Genomic DNA, 25,388 nt, shown 5'->3' with positions numbered 1-25,388 from the left:
ACATTAACGCGAGCTTCCGCCCGCTTTCAGTGCATCTTGCGCGTAGGTACGGTCTTTGAAAAAGAACATCGCAACCAGCGTCACAATATACGGCAGCATCAACGTAAAGTGCGTTGGCAGGGAGAAGCCCTGCAGACGAATGCTGAGTGCTTCCATGAAGCCGAACAGTACACTGGAGCCCATTACACCAAGCGGATTTGCTTGTCCGAGCATGGTAGCGACCAATGCGATAAAGCCGCGGCCTGCGGTCATACCCTCGGTGAACATTGTAACCTGACCTAGAGACAACTGAGCGCCAGCAAGGGCACACAGGATACCGCACATCAGAACTGCACCATACTGAATACCGCGCACCTTGATACCGATGCTCTGCGCCGCGATGGGATTCTCACCCACGGAACGCAGGCGGAAACCGGACACACTTTTGAACAGATAAAATTGTAATGCAATAACGAGTATGATTCCGAGATACACGAGCGGGCTATGCCCCGAGATTACATCGCCAACCCAAGGAATGTCCTTAATGAGGGGAATATCCCATTTTGGAAGTCCCACCATATCCTTGTCGTAGTATGCACCCTTCACATCAAAAATGGCCCGCAGTGCAAAGGTCGTTAATCCTGTCGCCAGGAAGTTCAGTGAGATCCCGACCACGATGGCGTTGGCCTTCAGATTAATACTGATAAAGGCAAACAGTGCCGAGAATAACATGACGATAATAATAGAGAACAAAACGGCCAGAAGTACGTTACCGAACAAATAGTTACCGACGATCGCGGAGAAGGCGCCGATCAGAACAAGTCCTTCAAGACCCACATTGAAAAGGCCGACACGGGAGCATAATGCTCCGCCGAGCGCTGCAAGCAGGATCGGAGTCATAATCCGCAAGGTAGAGCCAAACATGGCTGCATCAAACAGTTGCTGCATTGGACTTTTTCTCCTTTCTCCGCTTCAGGAATGAATACCCGATCTGGGCTGATACAAATAACGTCAGCACGGCCTGGATCACACTGCCCACTTCAAGTGGCACATCCGTATTCCGTTCCATGCCCATTGCGCCTGTCTGCAGAGCAGCAAGGAGGATCGCCGCTACAGCGGTACCGAGCGGGTGCGAGCGGGCAAGCAGTGTCGCCATGATACCGCTCCATGCATAACTTGCGGATGACAGTGATCCGTCCAGGAAACGATACTGCGTTCCCAGCACTTCGCCAGCACCCGCCAGACCCGCCAGTCCACCGCTGATCACCATGGACAGCATCATCATCCGAATTCGGCGTACCCCGCCGTAAGTCGCGAACGATGGATTGCTTCCGAGCATTCGAATCTCATAACCGGTTACGGTTTTGTGTGTGAACCAGTAGATCAGGATTGCAGCTACGATGGCAATGATAAATCCGGCATGAAGCCCCATGCCCTGAAAGAGCTTCGGCAGCCAGACAGCCTGATCAATCATCGGAGTCTGAGCCATTGCTGCGGATCCGGTACGATCTTTGAATGGGTAGGATACCATGTATCCGCCAAAATAAATGGCAATATAGTTGAGGAGCAATGTTGTAATCAACAGGTTCATGCCAAACCTGGCATCCAGCCAACCTGCAAACACCGACCAGATCCCTCCGGCCAGGATTCCCGCCACAATGGCTGCAATGCAGACAAACCAGCCCGGGCCTGGCAGATAGAGCGCCGTCAGCGCGGCACTGAGTCCCCCGAGAATCATCTGGCCTTCCGCCCCCATGTTGAAAAATCCAGCACGGAATGCAAGTGCTACGCCCAGTCCAGCAAGTATAATGGGTGTCGAACGAGCCAGTGTATTGGTGAAGAAGTAAAAGTTGCCGAAGGCCCCTTTCCACATCTCTGCGTACGTATCCAATACATTCCCGCCAACGACCAGAATGGCCACAGCTCCTGCAAGCAAACCAATCAATATGGCAAGCAGCGGCTGTACGAGACCGCGAAGTGTTTCTTTTACCCGATTCATATCCGCTCTTTCCCTCCTGCCATCAACAAGCTAATCTGTTCTTCTGTGGCTTCGTCCGCCTTCAGTTCCCCGGCGATCTCACCTTCATACATCACAATGATCCGATCGGATAATTGCAGAATCTCGGACAACTCGGAGGAAACGAGCAGCACGCCAGCACCTTCATTGCGCTTGCGAAGCAGCTCGGCATGGATTGTCTCCATTGCTCCGATATCCACACCCCGAGTAGGTTCCGCCGCAATCAAAAACGGTGCATCCTGTGCGAATTCACGCGCAGCAATCAGCTTCTGCAGATTACCTCCGGACAAGAACTGTGCCTTCGTCTCCGCTGAACCTGTCTTGATGCTAAATTGCTTGATCCAGCCCTCCACCATGGCTCGTGCGGCCTTGGCCTTGATGACACCCCTCGTCTGCAGCCGGTGATGATGTCCCATGAGTCCGTTCTCACGAACACTCGCATCCTTGGCCGCTCCCCACATATACCGATCCTCGGGAATGTGAGCAAGTCCATGCTCGCGAATGCGGCGGACAGGCCAATTCGTTGTATCCTGCCCTGAGAGCAGAACACGGCCGCTGTCTGCATTGCGCAGTCCGGCAATGACCTGGATCAGTTCGGACTGACCGTTACCTGAGATGCCCGCAATGCCAACGACCTCGCCTTTTCGAACTTCCATATGGATATCCTTAAGCGCAGACCGGTCCTTTGCTCCGGACAAGCTTACTCCGTCCACCTGAAGTACCGCTTCTGCAGGAACGGATGGCTGCTTGTTCAGTCGGACCAATTCACGGCCAACCATCAAGCGGGATAACTCCTCCACATTGGTGTCCTTCGCTTCCAATGTTCCCGTTACCTGACCATCTCGAAGAACGGTGATCCGGTCTGCTACGTCCATGACTTCCTGCAGCTTGTGCGTAATCAATACAAACGTCTTGCCCAGCTTGGCAAGGGATTTCATATTCGCCAGCAATTCTTTGACTTCCAGCGGTGTTAATACCGCTGAAGGCTCGTCCAATATGATGATATCTGCACCCTGATGCAGCACCTTGAGAATTTCCACACGCTGCTGCAAGCCGAGAGGACACTCGGATACTTTTTTCCACGGGTCAACCGGCATGCCATACTTCCTGCCCAGTTCGTTCACCTGAGCGGCTGCCTGTTTGCGGTCAAACACGCCCGCTGCCGCCGGCTCGCGGCCAATGACAATGTTTTCGGCCACCGTAAAGGAAGGAAACAGCATGAAATGCTGATGCACCATACCAATGCCGCTTGCCATGGCCTGAGACGGGGTGGCGAAGCTGACCTCGCGCCCACGGACTTTGATCGTACCTGACGTTGGCTGCTCCATTCCGTAGAGCATGCGCATCAGGGTCGTTTTACCCGCTCCATTCTCACCAACGAGAGCATGAATCTCTCCCTCACGCAAATTAAAACGGATGTCCCGATTGGCGGTGAAGCCGCCGTATTTCTTCGTAATCTGATCCATCTCCAACAGCATATCTCGCGTTCGCTCCTCTCGGTCGATATAAGTTCAACTAAAGATATTACACTGGCCACTACGATGACAGAACAACCTTCCGATCACTGTTATCCCCAGATTTTTTGATTCCTTTTTAAAAGGTAAAATCCGCAGATAAACGCGAGCGCACCGCTTCTTCAGGTTTTTTCTGTCCTCTCCGTTGTCGTGTAAACGGTTATTTGAACATATACAGGTTATTTAATAGCAGCAAAACCGGCTGCCTGATCGGGCAGCCGGCTGATCATTACAATTCCATGAAACAATCAATGCTATTGTTGCAATGGATCTTTCACAACGATTTTGCCGGATACGATATCGTCCTTGATTGCTTTCACCTTGTCGATAACCTCTTGTCCAACAAAATCACTCAGTGCGGACTCGCTATCACGTGTAACGAAAGTTAAACCAACACCATCTTCTTTCAGGCCGTAGTTTACAGCGCCTGCTTGGAAGTTTCCTTCCACGTAATCCTTCACGGTTTGATAAGCAACCGTATCTGTAGATTTCAATTGAGATAATACGATATGCTCCGGATCTTCAACCGTACGGTCCGTATCCTGGCCGGAAGTATAGAAGCCTTTTTCCTTCGCCGCTTCAAATACGCCCAGATCACCTACAGCAGATGCACCAGCGATGAAGTCAGCACCTTTGCCGAATTGAACCAAAGCCAGCTCTTTCGCCTTGGCTACGTCATTGAATCCACCAACGTAGTTTACGAGGAATTCTGCATCCGGATTAACGGATTCCAGTCCCGCTTTGAAACCTTCGGTATATTTCTTGATCAATGGAACGTCCATCGCTGCGATCATGCCGACTTTATCCGTTTTGGTGGACAGTCCGGCAGCCGCACCAAGCAGGTATGCTCCTTCATATTCACGGAAACCAACGCTGCGTACGTTCGGCAGATCAACCGTTGTATCCACGATGGCAAAGGACTTGTCCGGATTCTCGGCAGCAACCTTTTTCAGTGCATCCTCTGCCTGGAATGTTGCCGTAATAATCAGATCATAGTTCTCCGCAACCGCAGCACGCAGATTTTGCTCAAATGCTGCCGGGTCTGTGGATTCAATCGTTTTGGTATCTACCTTAAACTCTTCACCTGCTTTTTTGAAACCTTCATCCATTTGTACAAAGAACGGGTTTACCCCGATTTTTTCAGGAAGTACGAGTGCCATGCGCAGTGATTTTTCACTTTCGCCACCTTGGGCCGATTGTTCGTCTTTGGAAGCCGAAGTCCCACAAGCCGCCAACAAAACTGCCAACATGATGATCGATAAGACGAACGATAAGCCTCTTTTCATTTTGAAAATTCCCCTTTTCCACATTCTTTTTTTATATCCTAGCGGATACTGTCGATCCTTGTCAATAAATCTTTGAGCACAAAGACTCAAATTAAATATAATTGTTTATTTGCATGCCGAGACACTCTCGAAAGCGCTTTATAACAGGCTTTTTTCCCGTTGACATGAAGAGCTTCTCCATGCTAAAGTCAATCCAATTATTGAATCCTTATCGGTTTTGTCAGAATTATAGCGCAAACCACTTCATTTTCCAACCACATTTTAAGGAGGCTATTCATTTGAAAAAGATCACCCAGTTCACCTTGGCGGCCCTGCTCGCCGCTCCGGTTACCATCGGAAGCCTCAGCTTGCCCGCTTCTGCTTCCACAGCATCCGCTTCACCCGTCACACCATCCGCATCACTGACTGCAAAAGCAACCGTAACTCCAACTCCATCTGTATACACCGAGAGTGCGGCTGATTACGCCCAGTTCCTGCAAGCCAAGTACGGCATCCAATTGCCGCAGCAGTTAACCAAGGGTGATTTCATTCAGGCCATAGCAGCCATTATTGAAGGGGAGCAACCTGATGAAGCTTCGGAAGAAAACAGTGACAGTCAGACCCAGGCTCCTGCCTTTACCGATCTGAGCTTGGGAGATTCAACTTATGATGCAGCAGTTACCTTACATAACAATGGTGTCCTGTCCGGAACGGAAGTGCGTGCTGGTGACACCCTGAGCACCTATGCTGCCGTATTCATCGCCGTCAAGGCCGCTGGATTCAAGGAACTTGCGTATACATACCCAGCAGAAAAAACAACACAGGCTCTCACCAAGCTCGGCATTAGCCCCGGCCGCGTCCAAGGCCAAGCTGCTCAGGAACTCGCCGCCGCCATTGATACCGGCCTGATCCCGGAAAGTCTGTACCCTGCTCTGCGTAAGGGCGGTGCGGCAAGTTCCGATTTTGCCAACGTCCTGCTTGGACGGGTATTGACCAGTCAAGGGAAATACAAGCATGAGATTGGGCGTTCTGGCGATGCCGATATCTATTCGAAACTGTATGCCGCTTATCGCACAGCGGATCTGATTGAAGCACCAGAATTAAGAGAGATTGTAGATCAGGCGCTCCGGGATGACCTCGTTACAGGTTACAACCTGAAGGACAGCCGCTTCGATTCCAACTTTATTGATGAGCTGACTCTGACTTACGGACATGACGATATCAAACACGCCGTACAATTGATTGGTCTGCTTCGGAGCGAGGGCATTGACGCCGATGTGCAATTCCAGCCGAAGACATCTGCCTTCATTTATCTGAAGGAATGGGGCGAGCCCAAAGAAACGCCGGATTACAAAGTGACCCAAATCGAGAACGGCAATTATATTGCTTATGCCAAGGAATATGACATTCAATTTGAATTTAACAACACGGCAGACAAAACCCGCTTCAACGACATTATTCTAAAATACGCCAAAAAGAACAGTGACGATGCCTCTGCTCTCATTCATGCCTCTTGGTGGCAGCCGCTGTATTATTCACCGACAGCTATTCAGGACTACCCGGTCATTACCAACAACAAAATCTCACTCGGCAACTATTATGCACAATCCTTCTCATTGAAGGAGAATGCCTCAGCAATTCAGCAAGGTTTCCGGAAACTTGCTCCTGATGCCGACATTACCCGTTACAACTTCTGGGTGGATCAGCCATTCTTCAATTATTTGAACGGGGAATCGGAGTAACAGAATAAGCATTGCCCTTGATATTCTCGTATTTTGGCGTAAAAACAGCCATTTTTACCGAACTGTGCGGTGAGATTCATCCGTTGGTTCGTAAAGATGGCTTTTCATTTATTTTTTTGCAAATTTCTTCTTAAAAATCGTTCTCCCTTTGCAGGATTTACCAGTAAAAGGTCGAATAACATAGGTACAACAATAAGAAACCGCAATCAAACATAACTGTATGACAGGAGTTAATCATGGTATATGACGGCATTCTGCTCGGTTTGATCATTGGACTGTTCCGGGGCGGGTACCGGTATGGTCTCCATCAGTTCGCAACACTTCAACTTCGCGGCGGGTGGATTTTCCCACTGTTGCTGCTTGCCCAGTTCCTGATCTTTTTCTTGCAGGAGAGACTGGACTGGATTGCATCCATTAATGGGTACCTTTTTGCGGCAGTTTACGTCACAGGTCTCGCCTTTTTGTGGCTGAACCGGCATCACCGAGGTTTTACGCTGATCTGGATCGGCGTGTTCCTCAATTTCATCGTCATGGCGGTGAATGGTGGACGCATGCCTGTTTCCGTAGAGGCTTCTGCTGTACTCGGACCTTATTATGTGGACATGCTTCGCGAAGGTGGAGCGGTGTCGAAACATTATATGATGGATGCATCTACCCACCTTTCCTTCCTGGGTGATATCATCCCGCTCTCCAGCCCCTACCCGCGGACCCAGGTGATCAGCATCGGCGATGTGGTCATGAACATTGGTATATTCCTGTTTATCCAGTACATGATGGTGAATCGTTCCGGCAAGGCTGTACCGCCAGCGGCATCCATCCGGCCTGAAGAGATTAGGACAGACTCCAAGGAAGGGAGGTCTTTTCCATGAAAAAATTCGAAGGCATTAAATATTCCCGAATCGTCATCAATGCAATCATCGTAGCTTCAGTCGTTGTCGCGTTGACTTCGGGATACAAGCTGGGCGGCTAGTATATACTCGCCAACCAAGACAAACAGGCTGCCAACGGCCTGTTTTTTCTTTCTGGATTTTTGCCAAGTAACTTGTTATGTTATACATCTATATAGTACAAACCGATATCTATACATCAAGAGCCGACTAAACCAAGCAGGAGAATTTTTATGAACTTTATTCGTAACCTTATCCATAAAGCAGACCGAAGCAGCATGTACGTTGTTTTGCTGAGCTGCGCAGGCATCGGTATTTTTCTGTATATGAACAAGTTATCTTACCTGCACCTCTCCACGGAGGAATGGGTTATGGTCTATACGATGCTGGGTGCCGCGCTGATCCTGGATTACTTCACCTTCCAGATTCCTCCCAAAGGCAATCAGCAGTCTATGGACTCTTCCGTGTATCTTGCCTGTATCTTCATGTTTGGCGGCGCGTTCAGCCTGTCTGTGCTGTTGCCCGTTTCCCTCATTTTGTTAATCAAGGATCGCAAGCTTGCCTGGTGGAAACACATCGTTAATTTCAGCATCTACAGTCTTATGATAGCTGGAGCAGCCTCTGTATTCATATGGACCGGCGGTGTTCCAGGCACACTCGATGGGTATAACCTGCTGCCTTATTTTGCTGCACTCGCAGCATACTTCATCATTAATACGATCACGCTCGGCTTGTTCTTTCATTTCTCCACCAAGGATGCCCTGCAGCAGATGAAGCGTGCATTCGTGACCGAGTCGCTGCTCGTGTATCTATGTACACTCATATTGGCACTAGTGTTGACGATACTGGTCATCCATAACGGGATTCTGGGTCTGCTGCTCTATCTAAGTCTCAGTATTCTGTTATCCCATGCATTCAAACAGTTGTTCCTGATGTATCAGAGTATTGAAGAAAAGGCGAATACGGATCAGCGAACCGGCCTGTTTAACCACAGCTATTTCGAAAACATGCTGGAGAATGAACTGGCTGCTGCCCGTGCTGAAGGAACCCCGCTCTCGCTGGGACTAATTGATATTGATGATTTTAAAAAGTATAATGACCGCTTCGGTCACCTGCAGGGCGACAGTCTGCTCGCTCTTCTGGGAGACTTTCTCAACCGCAAGACGGAAGGCACGCAGATTACCGCGTTTCGCTACGGCGGGGAGGAGTTCACGTTACTCATGCCCGGCATGGAGCTGGACGAGGCTTATACATTTATGAACAGGCTGCGTAAGCAGCTGAATGATACCCCTTTTGAAGGAGTCGAGGTATTTCCGCACGGCTGTCTCTCCTTCTCCGCTGGAGTAGCACGATATCAGGTGGATATGTATAACAAATCACAGCTTGTGGATCAAGCGGACAAAGCACTCTACTATGCCAAAAAACAGGGCAAAAACAACGTGCACCGTCACGGCAGCAATGACGGCATGGAGCATGAGATTGATCTGGTACAGGATGTGCGGGATATCGAGCAGCAGCTCAACCTGTTCAGATACAAGGATATCGATACATTTAAGCACTCCAAAAGAGTGTACAAATATGCCCTCGACCTTAGCGAGCAGCTGGAGCTCGACAACGTGGAGAAACGGCGGTTTGTACTGGGTGCACTGATCCATGATATCGGTAAACTTGAAATTCCGTGGTCCATCCTGAACAAAAAGGAAAAGCTTACTGCGGAGGAATGGGAAACGATCAAGGGACATGTCACCTGGGGCAAAAAAATGGTGATGACCAACGAACGTTTCACGGATCTGATCCCGTATATTGAATTGCATCATGAGCGGTTTGACGGCAAAGGATATCCCTACGGTTTAAGAGACCGTGAAATTCCCCGCTTGTGCCGAATGCTGACGGTCATTGATTCATTCGACGCCATGACCACCGAACGACCGTATCAGAAAACTAAAACCGTGGATGAAGCGATCAACGAACTTCGGGCATGTTCGGGCTCCCAATTTGACCCTGAGCTGGCGGAGCTTTTCATCCGTTACATTCAGAAAAAAACGGCGCAGCAGCTGCTATCCTAACGTTTGCCTAACTACAAAATCCCTAGATAATGCCAAAGCGCTACCCCCGGTCCATTGGGGATAGCGCCATTTTCATTTTATCGTTGGATAAATCATTGAAATCCAGAGCGGTTCCTGAACCGATTCCAATTAACGAGCAGTATTCAGTTCATGTGAAGTTTGATGCAGCTCTTTGATCATCTGCTGCAAAAACATGTTATCCTGGCGACTGATTCCGTGCTGATTGTCTTGAAGAAGCATTTGATGAATATTCTTCTTGAGCAACTCACTACGACGTTCCAATACCTCTTGATTCATGTTGTTGCGTTCACTCCTTAACATGGTTTGTCATGAATTCACGTTCTATATAAGTATAAAGAACCTTCCGCCTCAGGGAAAACGGGCACAGCTCCCCTCTGCCTCATGCATCAAGCCTCACACTCCGTGACATTCTGTCACGACATGTCGTTCTTAGATATCCTTCTATATACTCCCTGATCCACCCACAAATCCTTCGAGACCTACAGACTAGGTACCCGGGACAGGTTGGGTTATAATGGGGCATAGATTCGAACAAAGAGTCGATATCAAAGGAGTTCTTGATACATGTCCTACAAACAAATCAAGTGGATGATCCTGCTGATCCCTACATTAACCGTTGGTCTATGGGAATACATACGTCACCAATTTTTGATGCCCTATCTCTCCATGGATGCGGGAAATTGGCTGACTCCCGTTATCGTATACCTCGTTAGCGTCACCCTGCTGAGCCGTCTGTTCAAGATGCTGGAAGGCGCAAGAGCAGCGCTGGAACAGGAACGCGCCTCCAAGGCCGCTCTTGAGGCGCGTGACCAGCTGGCTCGCGAGCTTCATGACGGCATTGCCCAATCGCTCTTTCTCCTGTCTGTCAAAACCGATAAGGCCGAGCGTGGATTGGCCGGCAGCGGCCACGAGCATGAAATCCAGGAAATTCGCAAGACCGTGCATGAAGTAAATGCCTATGTCAGGCAGGCGATCGCACAGCTGCGATATGTCCCCGGGAATGCTGCCGTGCTCACAGGGGCCTCTCTTCATGAACAGGCCGAATCATTAATTCAGGAAACTGTACCGGGAGCCCGGGTCCATTGGGTCCTGGATAGCACCTTTTTTTCACCCAAAGAACAAGTTGAGCTCCTTGCCTGTATTCGAGAAGGCTTGATTAACGTGCGTAAACACGCCCAGGCCACCGAAGTGCGGGTGGAGGCAGAGGGCAACCCCTTCTCCTGGTCTGTTTGCATTCAGGATAACGGAGTAGGAGTCAGTGGCGATCCGATGCATCTTAAGGACCGGTATGGATTACGGATTACGAAGGAACGAGCCATTCAGATGGGCTGGTCCTTTACTCTGGATTCCAAACCCGGCTTAACACGAATGACGATTGGTAAGGGGGACGTTTGACATGGAACATGTACGTGTACTGGTTGTCGATGACCACGCACATGCGCGTGAAGCGATATGCAGCATTTTATCGGAAGACCGTCTGTTTGAAGTGATTGGTACGGCATCGAATGGACAGGAAGCATTGGAGCTGACCGAACAGTGGATGCCTGATCTCATCCTGATGGATGTGCAGATGCCCGATATGGATGGATTGGAGGCTACCCGGCTCATCAAGCTGCGTTTCCCTTACGTTATCATCGTTATGGTGACGGTCTCGGATGATGTAACGTATCTGTTCGAAGCACTGAAGCAAGGGGCACAAGGGTATTTGCTTAAAAATCTGTCTCCCTCCACCTGGCTTGAATATTTGCGTGCCATTGTGTCAGATGATGCACCGCTCAGCAAGGAACTGGCGTACCGGATATTGCAGAAGTTCCCTGCGCCACGCAGTGAAGATGTGCCGAATAACCCGCTGACTACGCGGGAATTGGAGATCCTTCAATGGGTATCTGCAGGTTATACGAACCGAGAAATTGCTGACCAGCTTGGTATTTCGGATCAAACGGTAAAGAACCATCTCAAAAATATTTTGCAGAAGCTGCAGCTCGAAAATCGGGTTCAACTGACCCGGTATGCGCTCGAAAGCGGCCTCGCTGGACGCAAACTGCGCAAATAGCAAGCATTCATGCTTTTGTCACAATTCATGGAATATAATCGTTTTTTTATAGCCCGATGTAGTCATACGCCGTTATTTTGGACAAAGTTATAATGGTATAGATTGTTATCGGCATCCGAAGAATAACTACAATTCTATAACCCGAGGGTGATGTTTTTTTGAGTTTAGGAAGTTTTACGATGAGATTGGGCAAACGGCACTGGACCGTAATGGTCTCTCTCCTGCTTCTGTGTTGTCTTGTCATGCCGCAATGGGCATCAGCTCATGCTTATATTGTTAAGGCTTCACCAGGAGAGAACGAGCAGGTGGCCACTGCTCCAGAGCGTCTGACGCTGGAGTTTAATGAATCGTTGCAGACGGCCTTTTATGATATTAAAATTACCGCACCTGACGGTACACAGGCCGATGACGGCAATGTACAGATAGATGCAGAGCGTCCCCACATTCTTGAAACGGGACTGCGCACCGGACTTGGCAACGGTACATATGCCGTCAGCTGGAAAGCTGTATCGGCTGATGGTCACCCCATTCAGGGAGCCTATGTGTTCCATATCGGTGAACCCTCAGGCTCGCCTGCCGGACTGGCGGATCTGACCTCCGGCACAGGTCAGGCTGGCGGGCCGATCAAATGGATTCTGTCCCTGACCGATTGGATCCAGTATCTTGGATTATCCGTCATCCTGGGCACGCTCGCCTTCCTGCTCTTCCGGATCGCTCCGGCATCCATGGCGAGAGAACCCATGGAAGTGCCCGGCAGCTATAAGCTGTTATGGATCAGCTATGCCGCTGCTTCTGTCGCAGCGATCATCAGTTTGCCGCTGAATACCCTGTATGAATCAGGGGTATCTCTCAATGAATTCAGCTGGGGACTGATGGGCAGTGCCTTGAAGCTGACGTCCTTTGGCCTGATCTGGATGGCACAGATGCTCATTCTGATGCTGCTTGCAGTCACGATCCTGTCAGGATATGACCGGGATCGTTCTTTACGGGTTCGTATATGGTCCTCTTACGGATCACTGATCCTGGTGCTTGGATGGCTGCTCACGCACGCCATGACAGGTCACCCTGCCGCAGCTGAGCAGCGTGTGCTCGCCATCACCATGGACTATGTTCACCTGATTGGAGCTGCGTTCTGGATTGGTGCCCTGACGGCTATGGCGATTTGTCTGCCTCCACTCGCAGATAAACTTCCGCCAAAGGTGCGAGGTGATGTGTACTGGGGAGCCATCCGTCGTTTCACTGCTTGGGGCATAGGCGCCGTTGCCGCTCTTGTTGCTACAGGGATCTACAGCAGTCTGGTCATTTTACCCGAACCAGCACTGACATCCCTGTTCACCACAGCATACGGCTACGTACTGATTGCGAAGATCATCCTGCTGCTGGTCATGATCGCATTCGCTTGGCGTCATGCTCGCACGGCCAGACACGGAAAAGGCAACCGTCTGGCAGGCAGTCTTAAGGCAGAACTGGCTGCAGGTGCGGTTGTTCTGGCTCTGGCCGCCATTCTTACCCACCTGTCCCCCGGACAACCTGAGGCTGTTGGCCCTTACAAGGAAGTACAGACAACGGAGGATGGCTCAGCGATCACACTCCAGGTCAGCCCGAATGTTACGGGCGAGAATCAGTTTGAGGTTGGCGTAAAGAGACCTGACGGCAGCATTGTGAATGATCTGGAACAAATCACGTTAACGCTAACCCATCTGGATATGGATATGGGTATCTATGAAGTCACCATTCCGAAAAATGATACCGGAGTCTATCAGGCTGAAGAATACATCTCCATGCCTGGACGATGGAGCATTAAGGTTCACCTGCTGACCCGGTCACTGGATTCGCTGGACGCCGAGTTCGAGATCGACACAGCCAATCCATAGTTTCTAATAAAAGAGAGGGGTAATTTATTTTGAAAAGAACATCCTGGACTTCCAAACTTACATCCACTATAGCAGCAGGTGCTGCAGCGCTGATGCTGTTCGCCGGCTTCGCAAGTGCACACGTCACTGTCAGCCCAACGGCTGCACAGACGAGCGCATGGCAAACGTACACAATCAAAATCCCTTCGGAGAAGGACCTGCCAACAACCAAAATTACGATGAAGGTTCCGGAAGGTGTGGCGTTCAAGCAATATCAGCCACTGGCTGGGTGGAAAATCACAACAGAGAAAAACAGCTCCAACGAAGTGACATCGATTACTTGGGAAGTGGATGGCGATAACGAAGGTATCCTCGCTGGACAGTTCCAGCAATTTAACTTTGTTGTCCAAAATCCAGATACAGCAACGGAAGTAGCTTGGGACGCCTTCCAATACTATAGCGATGGCAGCATCGTGGAGTGGACAGGCCAGCCGAGTGACAGCACACCTCACAGTATTACGACCATTAGTGAAGATCCTGCAGCGGCAGGCAATCAAGCCACAACGGGCGGTCATGATAGTGCAGGTACAGCCGGAAATGCAAACGATGACGAAGCAGCCGCTGGAGACAACAATGCTGCAGATGATACCAAGGCAGACGATGATACCACTCTTGGCGATGCGTTGAACGACACGGTTACAGGCGAGCCAAATAATACGGATTCAGATCCAGGTACATTGAAGCTGCAGCAGGCCACGCTGATTGTATCCATTCTGGCATTAATCATGTCCTTCCTGGGCATTGCGCTTGCAACACGCCGCAAAAAGAGATAACACGGTCTTTATATATTGTTGGTCAAAACAAAAGGAGCCTTGGCAGATCTGCCAAGGCTCCTTTTGTAAGGATCGGACGCTGTGCTCCCGCTCTACCTAGGAAAAGTTCAACGTTCCTGATCCGTCTGAATCATGATCTCAATGTATTGCAGCAAGTTCTTTTTCTGCTGTTCAATCGAATGGATCCGACTGGACAGCCCTGCGAAGAATCCTTCGATCTGCTGCCTGGTGTAGTCGGCCGATTGTCCCTTCCAGTCATTCAGCCGCGCGTACAGGGCCCTGGCTTCCTGCTCATCTGCCTGCAGACGGGCAAGCAGCTGTGTCAGCTCTTTCTCCGCAATTCGAAGATCATTCAGTTCCACCAACAATTGTCCGCTCACGCCTATCCCCTCCCCTTATGTACATATCGCTATCGATCTCCTGGCAGCTCCGGTGTTTAATTAAAATGAACCGGACTCTCATCAGCCTGGCGGAAAGCATCAGCCTTTTGGTCAATGAAGTCGAGGAACTGACTCGTATGCTTCATATGCCATGTACTTAACTCACTAATGGATGCATCGAGCTGGGTCACAATGGGCTCCAATCTGCGACTCCGGCTTGTATGCAGATATTGAGCCATACGGCTTCGAACCTGATTCAGCTCTGCATTGCACTGCTGTGCATTCTGCTTCCACCGGGAAGCGACGCTCTTCAGTTCTTCCGGCGTTACCTGAATCAGACCGGAAGCAGCAGCCACTGCAGCCATGTTCCTCACAAGGTTACTTGCTTGAGCCCCCATATTTCTCATAAAGGCAGCGAGGTCCAACAAAGAATTCGATGGTTGACGAGGAGAGTACCCAACCCTCTCACCTGTCACCGGATCGTACAAATCATTGGATATGTAGCCATTCTCGAACTGGTATTGTTTCAGATCATGGTACTCTTTTCCACCGAATGTATTGTTAATTTTATCCATCATACTCATGTTGTCATTCATGTCTTTGTAGTTTGAATTTATGTAATACATTGACCCAACATGACGATCATATCCTCCGAAAAAACCACTTGTTACAAAATCCCCTGGGTGTCCATAGTTGATAATCTGATTATCAAATCCACCCTCCTCTGCCTTTCGTTTCATCTCTGGCGTGAGGCTTGAGATCACGGATGGAGCGCTGAAAGTAACTGCCGGAAGCCCTGTATATGCAGCTGCATACTGTGCATTCCCTCCTCCGAGTGAATGTCCAGTCAGCGTAAAGTCCAAATTCTTGTATTTATTCTGCATATCTTTAGCATAGTCTTCTGCTTCATACATTTGGTTGGGACCTATGCTGAATGTCTTATCCAGCTTCTTATCCAGTTCGCCCACAGCATTCTCCACCTTGGTTATCCCCGTCACATCCCTGACTTTCTGTATTCCACTAGATAACCAATCGGGTGTGATGTCTGTGCTCTGCTCAATTTTCCTTCCCAGCTCAGGAATGGCAATCTGTCCATCCGCGTAAAAGTCTCGACCTTTTCGATCCCATCCGGCACTTCCCTCTGTACCCCGATAAGCAATGACCGCCTGTTCGGTTTCCGGGTTATAAAAGGTCACGGCATCGAAACCGGAATAAGAATTACCATGCGTATCTTCGAGAACTTGCCAGCCAGGAAGATTCGCATACTCTGTGCCTGCTTTTGCATTTTCATAGGCCAGTTCAGACATTAAACGGTATGTTTCATCATCAATTCTTTGAGCGTCCCCCACGCTGCTTCACCTCCAAAAGGAATCATTGGACTTCTATTTTTCAAAAGGGTCATAGCCTTTAGCTATAATTGCTTCCTTGATAGCAGGGCTCATGCCAAAATTTTTCATCTTTTTCTCGTTATAGTCATATGAAATCGTAAATTCCTGATCCTCATGCTCGGCCACATGTCCCTCCAGCGCGATGGAATCCAGCGCCATCTCAGGTAGCAGTTCCTTATTTGTAATAACGACGTTCAACTCAAACTTATCTTTAAAATACTTTATTGCTTCCGTCTCCGCCTCAGTAAAATAGGCTTGTTTTTCACTTTCCTTCATATTCTGACACCCTCCCAAAATAAAAGCAGATAATATGGTTAATAAGCATAACCATGATAATTGGCGTATCCACCGCACGATGATCACCTTCTCTTTAATTTTCAATAATTCAATTTATTTTTGTTAATTGCATCATAGTACAAAATCAACATGACTACATCGGCTCACGGCATCGTTTTTATGTAACTTTCCTCCTAAATGGTTCCAGCAAAGGATTCGGGTTACATTACCCCATTTCCTGATTTTTGCAACAATTTTGCAGGATTTGCGCAGACACGCAAAAGAGAGCCTGCTCATGAAAGAGCGGCCCTCCAACTTGCTGCGTATATGATCTTTTTATTCCAGCACCATTCTTAAGGCAGTAAGCGCAATACCAATAACGAATCCGGTCACAGCACCGTTGATCCGAATCCATTGCAGATCCTGACCTACCTTGTCCTCGATTAACGAGATCAATGAGGCATTATCCATTTTATCGACATTCTCACGAACCAGGTTACCGATCTTGGAATGGTTTTTCTCAAGCAGCGTTGTTACGCCTTCCACAATCTTGGCGTTCATACCTTCCAGCAATGCATCGTCTGAACGCAAATCGGATAATACCCGTTCGATTGCAGGAAGAGCATATGTCTCCACATACTTCCCATCTTCCATAGCAGCGCGTGCTCTCTCCCTCAGTTGGGTGAGCTTGTTCAGCACGGTTTCTTCGGCATCCCAGCTTCCCAGTATGCTGTCTTTCCACCCGTTGACTCCATCCTGTACACTCTCACTCATGGCAAGACGTACCGCTTGGGTTCGAACCAAACCTAATACTTTATACCGGAGGGCACTCCCCTCACGCTTCATATCTTCCACTTGGTCAAACAGATATCCCTGCAAGATGCTGCCAAGTCTCTCTTCATTCATATAACCAAGGAAAGCGTTCATGGCAAATTGCATTAAGCCATTCATCTGAATGCCACTAATCGCCTTCATGCCACTTTCACCCAAAAATCTGATGGTCTCCGGCTTCACCAGCCACTCTTCCGCCTGTTTCAATCCGTAGTCCAGTGCTTTCGCATCATATCCGCGATCGCTCAACTGAATGGACGCCCGTTCCAGGATGGGTCCAAGATCAAAGGCGCCAGCTTGTGATTTGATCTCGCTCGCAACCAGTGGCGCAATCTGCTCCAGAGGCAGGCCTGCCAGGATCCGTTTGCACAGCGTGTCAATCATCGTTTTGACGCCATCATTATGAAGTTCCCGCGACATGATATCCAGAACGGTTTCCGCTGCTTTGAAGCCTGCAATCTTTTCGGTAATGCTGTCTTTATTCAGCAGATTGTTCTCCACCGCAAAGACGAGACCCTCAGTCATTTTGTCCCGGTTCTTCGGCAGCAATGCCGTATGGGGAATCGGAATGCCGAGCGGATGACGGAACAATGCCGTTACAGCGAACCAATCGGCAAGTCCACCTACCAATCCTGCTTCAAATGAACCCACCAGCAGTTTGCCTACAACACTGCCCTGAAACGGCAATGATGCGGCAAAGCCCGCTCCCATTACCACGAGAGACCAGGCTGCTGCCTTTTTGGTTTGTTTAGGTTTAGCCATCACACTTGCTCCTTTATCGTTAATCACACGTCTGAACCCAACCGAACTCATTCGTGCATATCCGTTCTATTTTCAAATGTATTTTATCAAAACTCATTTGTGGCAAGTAGCCTGCGCTTCCATATTCCGTATACTTCATCTTATCACCCACAAGCGCCAAAACCAAACCTCTGGCTGCCAAAAAAGAGCAAAAGAGATTCATTTTCCATAAAGTGACGTCTATCTTTTTCCATTCCCTAAAAGCTTTTAGTATAATCAGGGAAGATGGCCTTTGAATTACGATTGGCCGCCTGGCAGCAGGGTAATTACATATGGAATTCAATGATGGAACAGAGGAGGAATTTCGGAACATGAAAAACGTGCAGGACACAACGACACTCTATAACGGAGTCAAAATGCCTTGGCTGGGTTTTGGCGTATTCAAGGTCAAAGACGGAGAAGAAGTGGTTGAAGCCGTCAAAACAGCCATTCACGCAGGGTATCGCAGCATTGATACAGCCAAGGCGTATAACAACGAAACAGGTGTAGCCCAAGGTATTCGTGAATCCGGAGTGGCCCGCGAGGATCTGTTCATTACCACCAAAGTATGGAACAGCGATCAAGGGTATGAATCCACATTGGACGCCTTTGAAGCCAGTATGCAGCGACTCGAACTCGAATATCTCGACCTCTATCTGATTCATTGGCCAGTCAAAGGCAAGTATAAGGATACATGGAGAGCGCTGGAGAAACTGCACAGGGAAGGACGCATTCGCGCCATCGGTGTGAGCAACTTCCAGATTCATCATCTGGAGGATCTGATGACGGATGCCACCATTAAGCCAGCTGTGAATCAGGTTGAGCTGCATCCTCTGCTGATCCAATCGGAGCTGCGAGACTACTGCAGTAAACACCAAATCCAGATTGAAGCCTGGTCTCCACTCGGCCAAGGGAATCTGCTGGAGCACCCGCTTCTCCAGGATATCGCAGCCAAGTATGGAAAATCTCCGGCACAGGTCATTTTGCGCTGGGATCTGCAGAATGGCATCGTGACCATTCCGAAATCTGTTACACCGCAGCGTATTCGCGACAACGCTGATTTATACGATTTTGAACTGACTGCCGAAGAAGTCGAACAAATCAATGGACTGAACGAAAACAAACGTTTTGGTTCCGATCCGGATAACTTCAATTTTTAGAAGTATGTACATGCTTGATGAAGTTCTGAAAAACTAAAAAATCCCGGTTCGGATGCATATATCCGAACCGGGATTTTGCCCATTCATTCGTTGTCAGATTAACCTTTGGATACCAGCTTGAAATCATCATAGTGGAAACCTGGCGCAACTACACACGTTACCAACACAGGTTCGTCTCCCAGCGGACGCGCCGTTTGCCATACACCCGCTGGAACAAGCACCTGCGGTGATTGCCCTGCAGCAAGATCCATGCCAAGCACGAGCACTTCCTCTTCCCCTGGGTTCTCCCCTTTGCCACCCAGTTTCAATTCAATTGGACTGCCGCTGTGCCACAGCCACAGCTCATCGGACAGGACCGTGTGCCACTCGGAAATTTCATGCGAGTGCAGCAGAAAATATGTCGAGCTTGCAGAGAATCTTGGGCCCGAATATGCTTCCGGCAGAACGGATTGCGGAATCTGATAAGAAGCCTTCCATACTTCCTTATACCAACCGCCTTCAACGTGAGGCTGCATATCCAGCGCAGCAACCAGAGGCGATAATTCATGTGTCGTCATAACCAGTTCCTTCCTTCCAAATCATATTGGAGACCCCCTATCCAGAGTTTGGCCTCACTCTCCCTACTGTAAAACATCGTTGGTCGTTTGTCACCCTTGATACCTTTTCATCCCTTTTGTACACATCATTTGATAGCGTTTACAACAAACTGGATTTTCCGTTATGATATGGATATAAACGTAAAGCAGCCGAAGCAGAGAGGAGTTTGATTATGAGCATTATAGAGGATCGAATCGGACCCAAATATCGCATTGGGGAAAATTCATTCACCATTGAATACATGCGCAGACATGAAGGCAATGCCATGCCGCAGCCTCACGCTCATCCATTTTACGAGCTGTATTACCTGCTTGAAGGAGAACGGGTGTATTCCATGAACGGCCAGCTCCTGACCGCCAGCAAAGGTGATCTGATCCTCATTAATCCGCATGATGTGCATACAACGTCCAGAGGAAACAGGCCCGGATTCGAACGAATTCTTATCGGCTTCTCTCCTTCGTTTGCCACCGGGATGGAACTCGGTGTGTGCGGTCTGCTCCCTTTCGAACGATCAAGGCTGCTTCACTTCCCCGAATCAGAGCAGCAGGAGATGGAACGCATGCTATGGCAGATGCTGCGCGAATGCAAGGAGCGCCGCCCACACTATGAAATGGTTGTACGTAGCCTGCTCGCCCAGCTCCTTATTCATATCCATCGGGTAGAGGAGAATAACCGCCTGGTGTCACCCGGCCCCATTCATCCGATGCAGGACAAAATCAGCGAGATTGCCTCTTACGTAAACAGACATTATAACGAACCCCTTACACTTGAAGATGCAGCAGCACGCTTTTATATCAGTCCATCCTATTTGAGTCGGATGTTCAGTCGGTTTACCGGATTTCGATTCAGCGAATATTTGCGGGTGGTGAGGGTTCGGGAAGCACAGAGGCGTTTGCTGTCCACTCAGGAGCGGGTGCAGTTAATCGCGGAGAAAGTCGGGTTTGAGCACACGGCTCATTTTAACAAAACATTCAAACAGGTTACAGGAACCACCCCTCTTCGCTATCGCAAAGAGCATCGATGATCAGCGACCGGTCTTGGCTTCTTCGAGCCGGATTTAAGCCAGAGATAGGTAATGGAAAGGAAGCCGTGTGGGTAGCCATGCTCAAAAGAATGCGTATCCCTATATCGAAGATAAATCAGGATAACTGGATATGCGGCTACGCCACTGCGGCTGAAATTGAATCATTGTAGTCGTTCCTATGTCAGGGCCTGTTATCTCCGGATGAGCACACCGCTTCTCACCTCAGGTCCGATGGAAATCTGACGCCCCTCTTCATCTGCATCATCTTCCCGGCACACAATCCCGGCAGACTCATGCCCGGTTACAATCAAAAGCCGCCCATCCGCGCCCCTGCCCCCAATCCCTTCTACTTCAGCTCCCTTGCACTGATGCAGATGGATCAGTGATCCTTCGGTAATTTGGGCGTTCAGCCCAGCAATTCTAAGGTGCTTCGCATGAGCACACTGTACCCCGTTTCTCGCAGTGACGTTATACCCCTCAATGACCAAACCGTCCAATGGCATCTCGGGCAGCCCACTTACCAATAAAGCTGTCTCCGCACCTGCACAGACAACATCCGATATGCGAATATCCCTGAACACCGGCGTCTCTTCGCTAATCTCCTGAAACAGATCGCTGCCGCGGGCCGATCCCTCCAGATTGGCATAGAAAAAGGAAAACGAAATGGCCTCCATGATGATATCTTTCATATAAATGCGCTGTATCTCAATATCTTCGACAACCCCGCCTCGCCCGCGGGCGCTCTTGAATCGGAGCCCAATGTCCGTTCCAATAAACGTACAATCTGACACTCTGACATGCCGCACACCCCCAGACATCTCGCTGCCAATCACGAATCCGCCATGTCCGTGATACACGGTGCAGTCCCGAATGGTAATATATTCGGATGGCAGACCGAGTTCGCGGCCTTCGGCATCCTTGCCAGATTTCAGGCAGATGGCGTCATCCCCCACATCGAACACACTGCGTTCCACGACAACATGACGGCATGATTCAATATCCAATCCATCCCCATTCTGAGAAAACCACGGATTTCGTACACTCACGTTCCGTATAGTAACATGCTCCGATGCCCAAGGATGCAGATTCCATGCAGGCGAATTCTGGAACGTCGGACCGTCCAGCAGTACCCGCTTGCATCTGCGCAAACTAACCATGTTCGGACGTAAAAAGTCCCTGACTCCTTCGTAAGCCGTAAGCTCACGCACCTGCTCCATGTGCAGACGACTCGCTATAGCTCCACCTTCGAGAGCCGCAATAGAAGGCCACCAGATTTCTTCATTGCCGTCTCCGTCTGAACGCTCCACCACTCCACCTGAAGCAACCAATCGATCCCACTGCGAAGCGGTCATCTTGGATCGCTTGACAGGACGCCATGCTTCACCGCTGCCATCCCATATTCCCTCACCCGTAATCGCAATGTCCTCGAGAAGCTCGCCATCGATTGGAGATTGGCACCTCACCACCTGCCAGCCCTCAAAGCTTGATGCAATCAGAGGATAATGATCAAAATGGCGGCTAAACGTAACCAATGCTCCAGCCTCTGTATGAAGCTCGGTTCGGCTGCGCAGCACAATCGGACCTGTCAGCCAGACACCTGCCGGGATGACGATTCGACCTCCGCCCGCTTCCGCGCAAGCCGCTATAGCAAGCCTGAACACCTCGGTATTGTCCGTCACGCCGTCTCCTTTTGCTCCATAGTCCGTAATCCGAAAATCTCGAGCAGGAATGACAGGCAGAGCAACCTCATAGGCTTTCATATCCGATTGGATACCTTCTCCTGTACTTAATGGGGAGTTGTATGTATTCATCGTTCAGAACATCCTCTCTTCTCTGTAATTGGGATTGGACTGTGATTGGTATTATATAGTTTCCATAAATGTGTATTATCCCCATCATATCAACGCGATCTGGCCCAAGGTTGCGCTTTTTTGCCATGTAGAGTTGGAACTTGAGGTTATATGCTCCATTACCTTGGACATATGATGGGTATCAACATCAGTATACTCTATACATCTATTCCAATGGTTGTAAATCCACTAGGAGATTCGATTCATTTTTCTGTCAGGATTCGTCACAAACCACTCCATAATATAACAAACACATAACACAAATTCTGGCTACAGCCCTACTCAACCCCATACTTATGTCATGTTTTATCACAAACCAATTGCCATAAGCAGGATGACTATGTATGATTAAATAACTAGTTTCAATTTATTCCTTTTTATTCCTCTTCAAACAGACGCTCGTAGAAAGGATGGGGTGTACTCTTGATTGAATTTAGGGGTGTGCAGAAGCACTTTGGTCATTTTCATGTCCTCAAAGATATTCATCTTCACATTGAAGAAGGAGAAGTCGTTGTCATTATCGGCCCTTCCGGCTCCGGCAAAAGTACGCTGCTCCGTTGTATTAACCGTCTGGAGACTATCACAGAAGGCGAGCTAGTCGTCAGCGGTGTCCCTTTACATCAGAAAAAGGTGGACATCAACCTCTTCCGCCGTGACATTGGCATGGTATTTCAGCACTTCAATCTCTATCCTCACAAAAAAGTCATTGATAACATCACTCTTGCACCTGTGAAGGTTCGTAAACAGCCCAAAGAACAGGCAGCCGCCACAGCAATGAAATACTTGACCCGGGTGGGCATCGCCGATAAGGCCGACAGTTATCCCTCCCAGTTGTCCGGTGGACAGCAGCAGCGGGTAGCCATCGCGAGAGGGCTCGCCATGGAGCCCAAAATCATGCTTTTTGACGAACCGACTTCTGCGCTTGATCCCGAAATGATCGGGGAAGTTCTGGATGTCATGCGCTCTCTCGCTCATAACGGAATGACCATGGTGGTTGTCACCCATGAAATGGGGTTTGCCCGTGAAGTTGCAGACCGGGTTATCTTCATGGACGAAGGCCGAATCGTGGAAGAGGCCGCTGCCGCCGAATTTTTCGATAATCCGCGAGAAGAGCGGGCACAGCAGTTCCTCAGCCGCCTGATTCATCATTGAGAATTATAGAATATTCCATTTTGAAAGGGGTCTTTATTCATGAAGAATGTATTGAAGTGGCCGTCATTTGTCCTTGTGTTGATTCTCTCGGTGGTCTTGTCCGGCTGTAGTACGGGAGAGGAAACAACCAACAGCAGTGGAGGTGGTGAGAATGCTGCTGCCAAAGGTACGATTGAGCAGATCAAGGAGCGCGGCAAACTGATTGCCGGGGTTAAATACGATACGAAGCTCTTTGGCTTGAAAGACCCGGCAAGCGGTGAGGTGGAAGGGTTCGATATTGATATCGCCAAGGCACTCGCCAAACAGATCCTTGGAGACGAGACCAAGGTCGAGCTGAAAGAGGTCACATCCAAAACCCGTATTCCCATGCTGCAAAACGGTGATATTGACATCATCATTGCGACGATGACCATCACCGACGAGCGTAAGGAGCAAGTGGACTTCAGTGACGTTTACTTCGAGGCAGGGCAGTCACTGCTTGTTAAAAACGATAGTGCGATTACCGGACTGGAGAGTCTGGGAGGCGTGAAGGTGCTTGCCGTTAAGGGCTCAACCTCTGCACAAAATATCCGTGAGAAAGCCCCTGATGCTGAGGTACTCGAATTCGATAACTACCAGGATGCCTTCACTGCGCTCAAAGCAGGTAAAGGTGAGGCACTGACCACGGATAACATCATCCTGATCGGCATGCAGCAAACGGACAACAACTACAAACTGGTGGGCGGCAATTTTACCAGTGAACCTTATGGAATGGCGATTCGCAAAGGCGACTCTGCCTTCGTAGAAGAAGTGAACAGCCTGCTCAAAAGTATGAAAGACAGCGGCGAATACGATACGTTACATGAGAAATGGCTTGGCAGCAAGCCCGAGTAAACTCGATTAATTGATGAGGGAGCGGCGGTTTCATCTGTAAGGAGCCGAATCATCTTCACAGCATAAATCGCCGCTTCGCCATCTGGAGAACGGAGGCTTCGCCTATATGGGCAAATTGGATTTCGATGTTCTGTTCAAACATTCAGACCGTTTCTTGGAAGGGTTCCTCAATACGATTCAGGTAAGTATCATGGCCTTGATCGGCAGCTTTATCCTTGGAGCAATCATGGCGATCTTCCGGATTTCTCCGATCAAACCGCTGAACTGGATAGGTACGGCTTTTGTGGAGTTCATCCGGAATATCCCTCTCCTGCTGGTCGTCTTTTTCTTCTACCTTGGACTGCCTGCGCTCGGCATTTCGCTGGATGGGTTTGTCTCGGGTACGCTGGGTCTGACCATCTATACGGCAGCTTTCATTGCAGAGGCCATCCGTGCAGGCATTCAGACCGTACCCCGGGGACAGCTGGAGGCTGCAAGGTCTTCCGGTCTTTCTTACGTACAGGCCATGAACCTGGTCATTTTGCCGCAGGCAATCAAGATTGTACTGCCTTCGATCGGCAATCAATTTATCAATCTGGTCAAAAACTCATCCATTCTTGCGGTTGTTGCCGGCATGGATCTGATGTATTTTGCCGACCTGGTCAATTCGGATACGTTCCAGCCGCTGAGTGTATATACCATTGTTGCGCTGTTCTATCTGGTGCTGACGCTGCCACTCAGTTTCCTCGTTCATTATTTGGAGCGCAGATTCGGACAAAGTGACGCCGAGGCACGCAGTACCAAGGGTAAGACGAAGAAAAACAAACCAGCAGGACAGGTTACGATGTAATATCAGCCAACTATTCAG

Annotated in this window: 23 protein-coding genes; 12 read left to right on the top strand and 11 right to left on the bottom strand. The window is 49.3% G+C overall.

Annotated features, from left to right (window positions below):
- Positions 1 to 3: 3 nt before the first annotated feature.
- The 4 genes from AAIH57_RS24605 to AAIH57_RS24590 all read right to left on the bottom strand — a co-directional run bounded on the left by AAIH57_RS24605 (position 4) and on the right by AAIH57_RS24590 (position 4,796).
- Positions 4 to 927: an ABC transporter permease gene (locus AAIH57_RS24605; protein WP_413037138.1), complete on the bottom strand. Its 924-nt coding sequence runs from the start codon at positions 925 to 927 to the stop codon at positions 4 to 6.
- Positions 911 to 1,978 carry an ABC transporter permease gene (locus AAIH57_RS24600; protein WP_430023351.1) on the bottom strand — a complete coding sequence of 356 codons (1,068 nt, stop codon included), beginning with the start codon at positions 1,976 to 1,978 and terminating at the stop codon, positions 911 to 913. Before AAIH57_RS24600 ends, AAIH57_RS24605 begins: the two co-directional genes overlap by 17 nt.
- A complete protein-coding gene (locus tag AAIH57_RS24595) occupies positions 1,975 to 3,474 on the bottom strand; it encodes an ABC transporter ATP-binding protein (RefSeq protein ID WP_430023349.1) in 1,500 nt (499 codons plus the stop codon). The genes AAIH57_RS24600 and AAIH57_RS24595 overlap by 4 nt, the downstream gene beginning before the upstream one ends.
- A gap of 290 nt (positions 3,475 to 3,764) precedes the next feature.
- Positions 3,765 to 4,796 carry a BMP family lipoprotein gene (locus AAIH57_RS24590; protein WP_430023347.1) on the bottom strand — a complete coding sequence of 344 codons (1,032 nt, stop codon included), beginning with the start codon at positions 4,794 to 4,796 and terminating at the stop codon, positions 3,765 to 3,767.
- A gap of 278 nt (positions 4,797 to 5,074) precedes the next feature.
- Here AAIH57_RS24590 and AAIH57_RS24585 point away from each other — a divergent pair, with 278 nt between their 5' ends.
- The 3 genes from AAIH57_RS24585 to AAIH57_RS24575 all read left to right on the top strand — a co-directional run bounded on the left by AAIH57_RS24585 (position 5,075) and on the right by AAIH57_RS24575 (position 9,470).
- Positions 5,075 to 6,517, top strand: a complete 1,443-nt coding sequence (locus AAIH57_RS24585) for a hypothetical protein (protein ID WP_430023345.1) — start codon at positions 5,075 to 5,077, stop codon at positions 6,515 to 6,517.
- 236 nt (positions 6,518 to 6,753) lie between these two features.
- The gene (locus AAIH57_RS24580; RefSeq protein WP_413037143.1) at positions 6,754 to 7,386 is read left to right on the top strand and encodes a DUF5317 domain-containing protein; all 633 of its coding nucleotides are present in this window, start codon (positions 6,754 to 6,756) and stop codon (positions 7,384 to 7,386) included.
- Positions 7,387 to 7,637: 251 nt separating this feature from the next.
- Positions 7,638 to 9,470 (top strand): bifunctional diguanylate cyclase/phosphohydrolase, encoded by a 1,833-nt coding sequence (locus tag AAIH57_RS24575; protein WP_175395868.1) that lies wholly within the window; start codon positions 7,638 to 7,640, stop codon positions 9,468 to 9,470.
- A gap of 129 nt (positions 9,471 to 9,599) precedes the next feature.
- Here AAIH57_RS24575 and AAIH57_RS24570 read toward each other — a convergent pair whose 3' ends face one another.
- Complete coding sequence (locus AAIH57_RS24570; protein ID WP_175395869.1) at positions 9,600 to 9,767, bottom strand: hypothetical protein; 168 nt, start codon at positions 9,765 to 9,767, stop codon at positions 9,600 to 9,602.
- Between the two features lie 288 nt (positions 9,768 to 10,055).
- Between AAIH57_RS24570 and AAIH57_RS24565 the strand changes: the two genes are divergently transcribed.
- From AAIH57_RS24565 to AAIH57_RS24550, 4 genes are all read left to right on the top strand, one after another.
- The gene (locus AAIH57_RS24565; protein ID WP_430023342.1) at positions 10,056 to 10,886 is read left to right on the top strand and encodes a sensor histidine kinase; all 831 of its coding nucleotides are present in this window, start codon (positions 10,056 to 10,058) and stop codon (positions 10,884 to 10,886) included.
- 1 nt (position 10,887) lies between these two features.
- Positions 10,888 to 11,544, top strand: coding sequence for a response regulator (locus tag AAIH57_RS24560; protein WP_430023340.1), 657 nt, complete (start codon positions 10,888 to 10,890; stop codon positions 11,542 to 11,544).
- A gap of 179 nt (positions 11,545 to 11,723) precedes the next feature.
- Positions 11,724 to 13,418 carry a copper resistance CopC/CopD family protein gene (locus AAIH57_RS24555; RefSeq protein WP_430023338.1) on the top strand — a complete coding sequence of 565 codons (1,695 nt, stop codon included), beginning with the start codon at positions 11,724 to 11,726 and terminating at the stop codon, positions 13,416 to 13,418.
- A gap of 29 nt (positions 13,419 to 13,447) precedes the next feature.
- On the top strand, positions 13,448 to 14,230 hold the full coding sequence (locus tag AAIH57_RS24550) for a YcnI family protein (protein ID WP_246310866.1): 783 nt from the start codon (positions 13,448 to 13,450) through the stop codon (positions 14,228 to 14,230).
- Positions 14,231 to 14,337: 107 nt separating this feature from the next.
- On the opposite strand, the gene AAIH57_RS24545 is transcribed toward AAIH57_RS24550, so the two are convergent.
- The 4 genes from AAIH57_RS24545 to AAIH57_RS24530 all read right to left on the bottom strand — a co-directional run bounded on the left by AAIH57_RS24545 (position 14,338) and on the right by AAIH57_RS24530 (position 17,867).
- Positions 14,338 to 14,610, bottom strand: coding sequence for a hypothetical protein (locus AAIH57_RS24545; RefSeq protein WP_430023335.1), 273 nt, complete (start codon positions 14,608 to 14,610; stop codon positions 14,338 to 14,340).
- A 56-nt stretch (positions 14,611 to 14,666) separates the two neighbouring features.
- The gene (locus tag AAIH57_RS24540; RefSeq protein ID WP_430023333.1) at positions 14,667 to 15,959 is read right to left on the bottom strand and encodes a lipase family protein; all 1,293 of its coding nucleotides are present in this window, start codon (positions 15,957 to 15,959) and stop codon (positions 14,667 to 14,669) included.
- A gap of 33 nt (positions 15,960 to 15,992) precedes the next feature.
- Complete coding sequence (locus AAIH57_RS24535; protein WP_127539116.1) at positions 15,993 to 16,274, bottom strand: hypothetical protein; 282 nt, start codon at positions 16,272 to 16,274, stop codon at positions 15,993 to 15,995.
- Between the two features lie 336 nt (positions 16,275 to 16,610).
- Complete coding sequence (locus AAIH57_RS24530; protein WP_430023331.1) at positions 16,611 to 17,867, bottom strand: DUF445 domain-containing protein; 1,257 nt, start codon at positions 17,865 to 17,867, stop codon at positions 16,611 to 16,613.
- Between the two features lie 350 nt (positions 17,868 to 18,217).
- Here AAIH57_RS24530 and AAIH57_RS24525 point away from each other — a divergent pair, with 350 nt between their 5' ends.
- Positions 18,218 to 19,045 (top strand): aldo/keto reductase, encoded by an 828-nt coding sequence (locus AAIH57_RS24525; RefSeq protein WP_430023329.1) that lies wholly within the window; start codon positions 18,218 to 18,220, stop codon positions 19,043 to 19,045.
- Between the two features lie 98 nt (positions 19,046 to 19,143).
- On the opposite strand, the gene AAIH57_RS24520 is transcribed toward AAIH57_RS24525, so the two are convergent.
- Positions 19,144 to 19,602, bottom strand: coding sequence for a cupin domain-containing protein (locus AAIH57_RS24520; protein ID WP_430023327.1), 459 nt, complete (start codon positions 19,600 to 19,602; stop codon positions 19,144 to 19,146).
- A gap of 212 nt (positions 19,603 to 19,814) precedes the next feature.
- Here AAIH57_RS24520 and AAIH57_RS24515 point away from each other — a divergent pair, with 212 nt between their 5' ends.
- Positions 19,815 to 20,666 carry an AraC family transcriptional regulator gene (locus tag AAIH57_RS24515; protein ID WP_430023325.1) on the top strand — a complete coding sequence of 284 codons (852 nt, stop codon included), beginning with the start codon at positions 19,815 to 19,817 and terminating at the stop codon, positions 20,664 to 20,666.
- A 191-nt stretch (positions 20,667 to 20,857) separates the two neighbouring features.
- On the opposite strand, the gene AAIH57_RS24510 is transcribed toward AAIH57_RS24515, so the two are convergent.
- Entirely contained in the window at positions 20,858 to 22,477 is a 1,620-nt protein-coding gene (locus AAIH57_RS24510; RefSeq protein WP_430023323.1) for a glycoside hydrolase family 28 protein, read from the bottom strand.
- Between the two features lie 462 nt (positions 22,478 to 22,939).
- Between AAIH57_RS24510 and AAIH57_RS24505 the strand changes: the two genes are divergently transcribed.
- The 3 genes from AAIH57_RS24505 (at position 22,940) to AAIH57_RS24495 (ending at position 25,370) form a co-directional block, all read left to right on the top strand.
- Positions 22,940 to 23,668: an amino acid ABC transporter ATP-binding protein gene (locus AAIH57_RS24505; RefSeq protein WP_175395880.1), complete on the top strand. Its 729-nt coding sequence runs from the start codon at positions 22,940 to 22,942 to the stop codon at positions 23,666 to 23,668.
- A 39-nt stretch (positions 23,669 to 23,707) separates the two neighbouring features.
- Positions 23,708 to 24,541 (top strand): ABC transporter substrate-binding protein, encoded by an 834-nt coding sequence (locus AAIH57_RS24500; protein WP_175395881.1) that lies wholly within the window; start codon positions 23,708 to 23,710, stop codon positions 24,539 to 24,541.
- A 106-nt stretch (positions 24,542 to 24,647) separates the two neighbouring features.
- Positions 24,648 to 25,370, top strand: coding sequence for an amino acid ABC transporter permease (locus AAIH57_RS24495; RefSeq protein WP_175395882.1), 723 nt, complete (start codon positions 24,648 to 24,650; stop codon positions 25,368 to 25,370).
- The last annotated feature ends 18 nt before the right edge of the window (positions 25,371 to 25,388 follow it).

The organism is Paenibacillus sp. MABNR03 (genome assembly GCF_050455445.1).
GTDB lineage: Bacteria > Bacillota > Bacilli > Paenibacillales > Paenibacillaceae > Paenibacillus > Paenibacillus xylanilyticus.
Note: the sequence above shows the minus strand (reverse complement) of the source record. Positions and strands in the feature narration are given on the sequence as shown.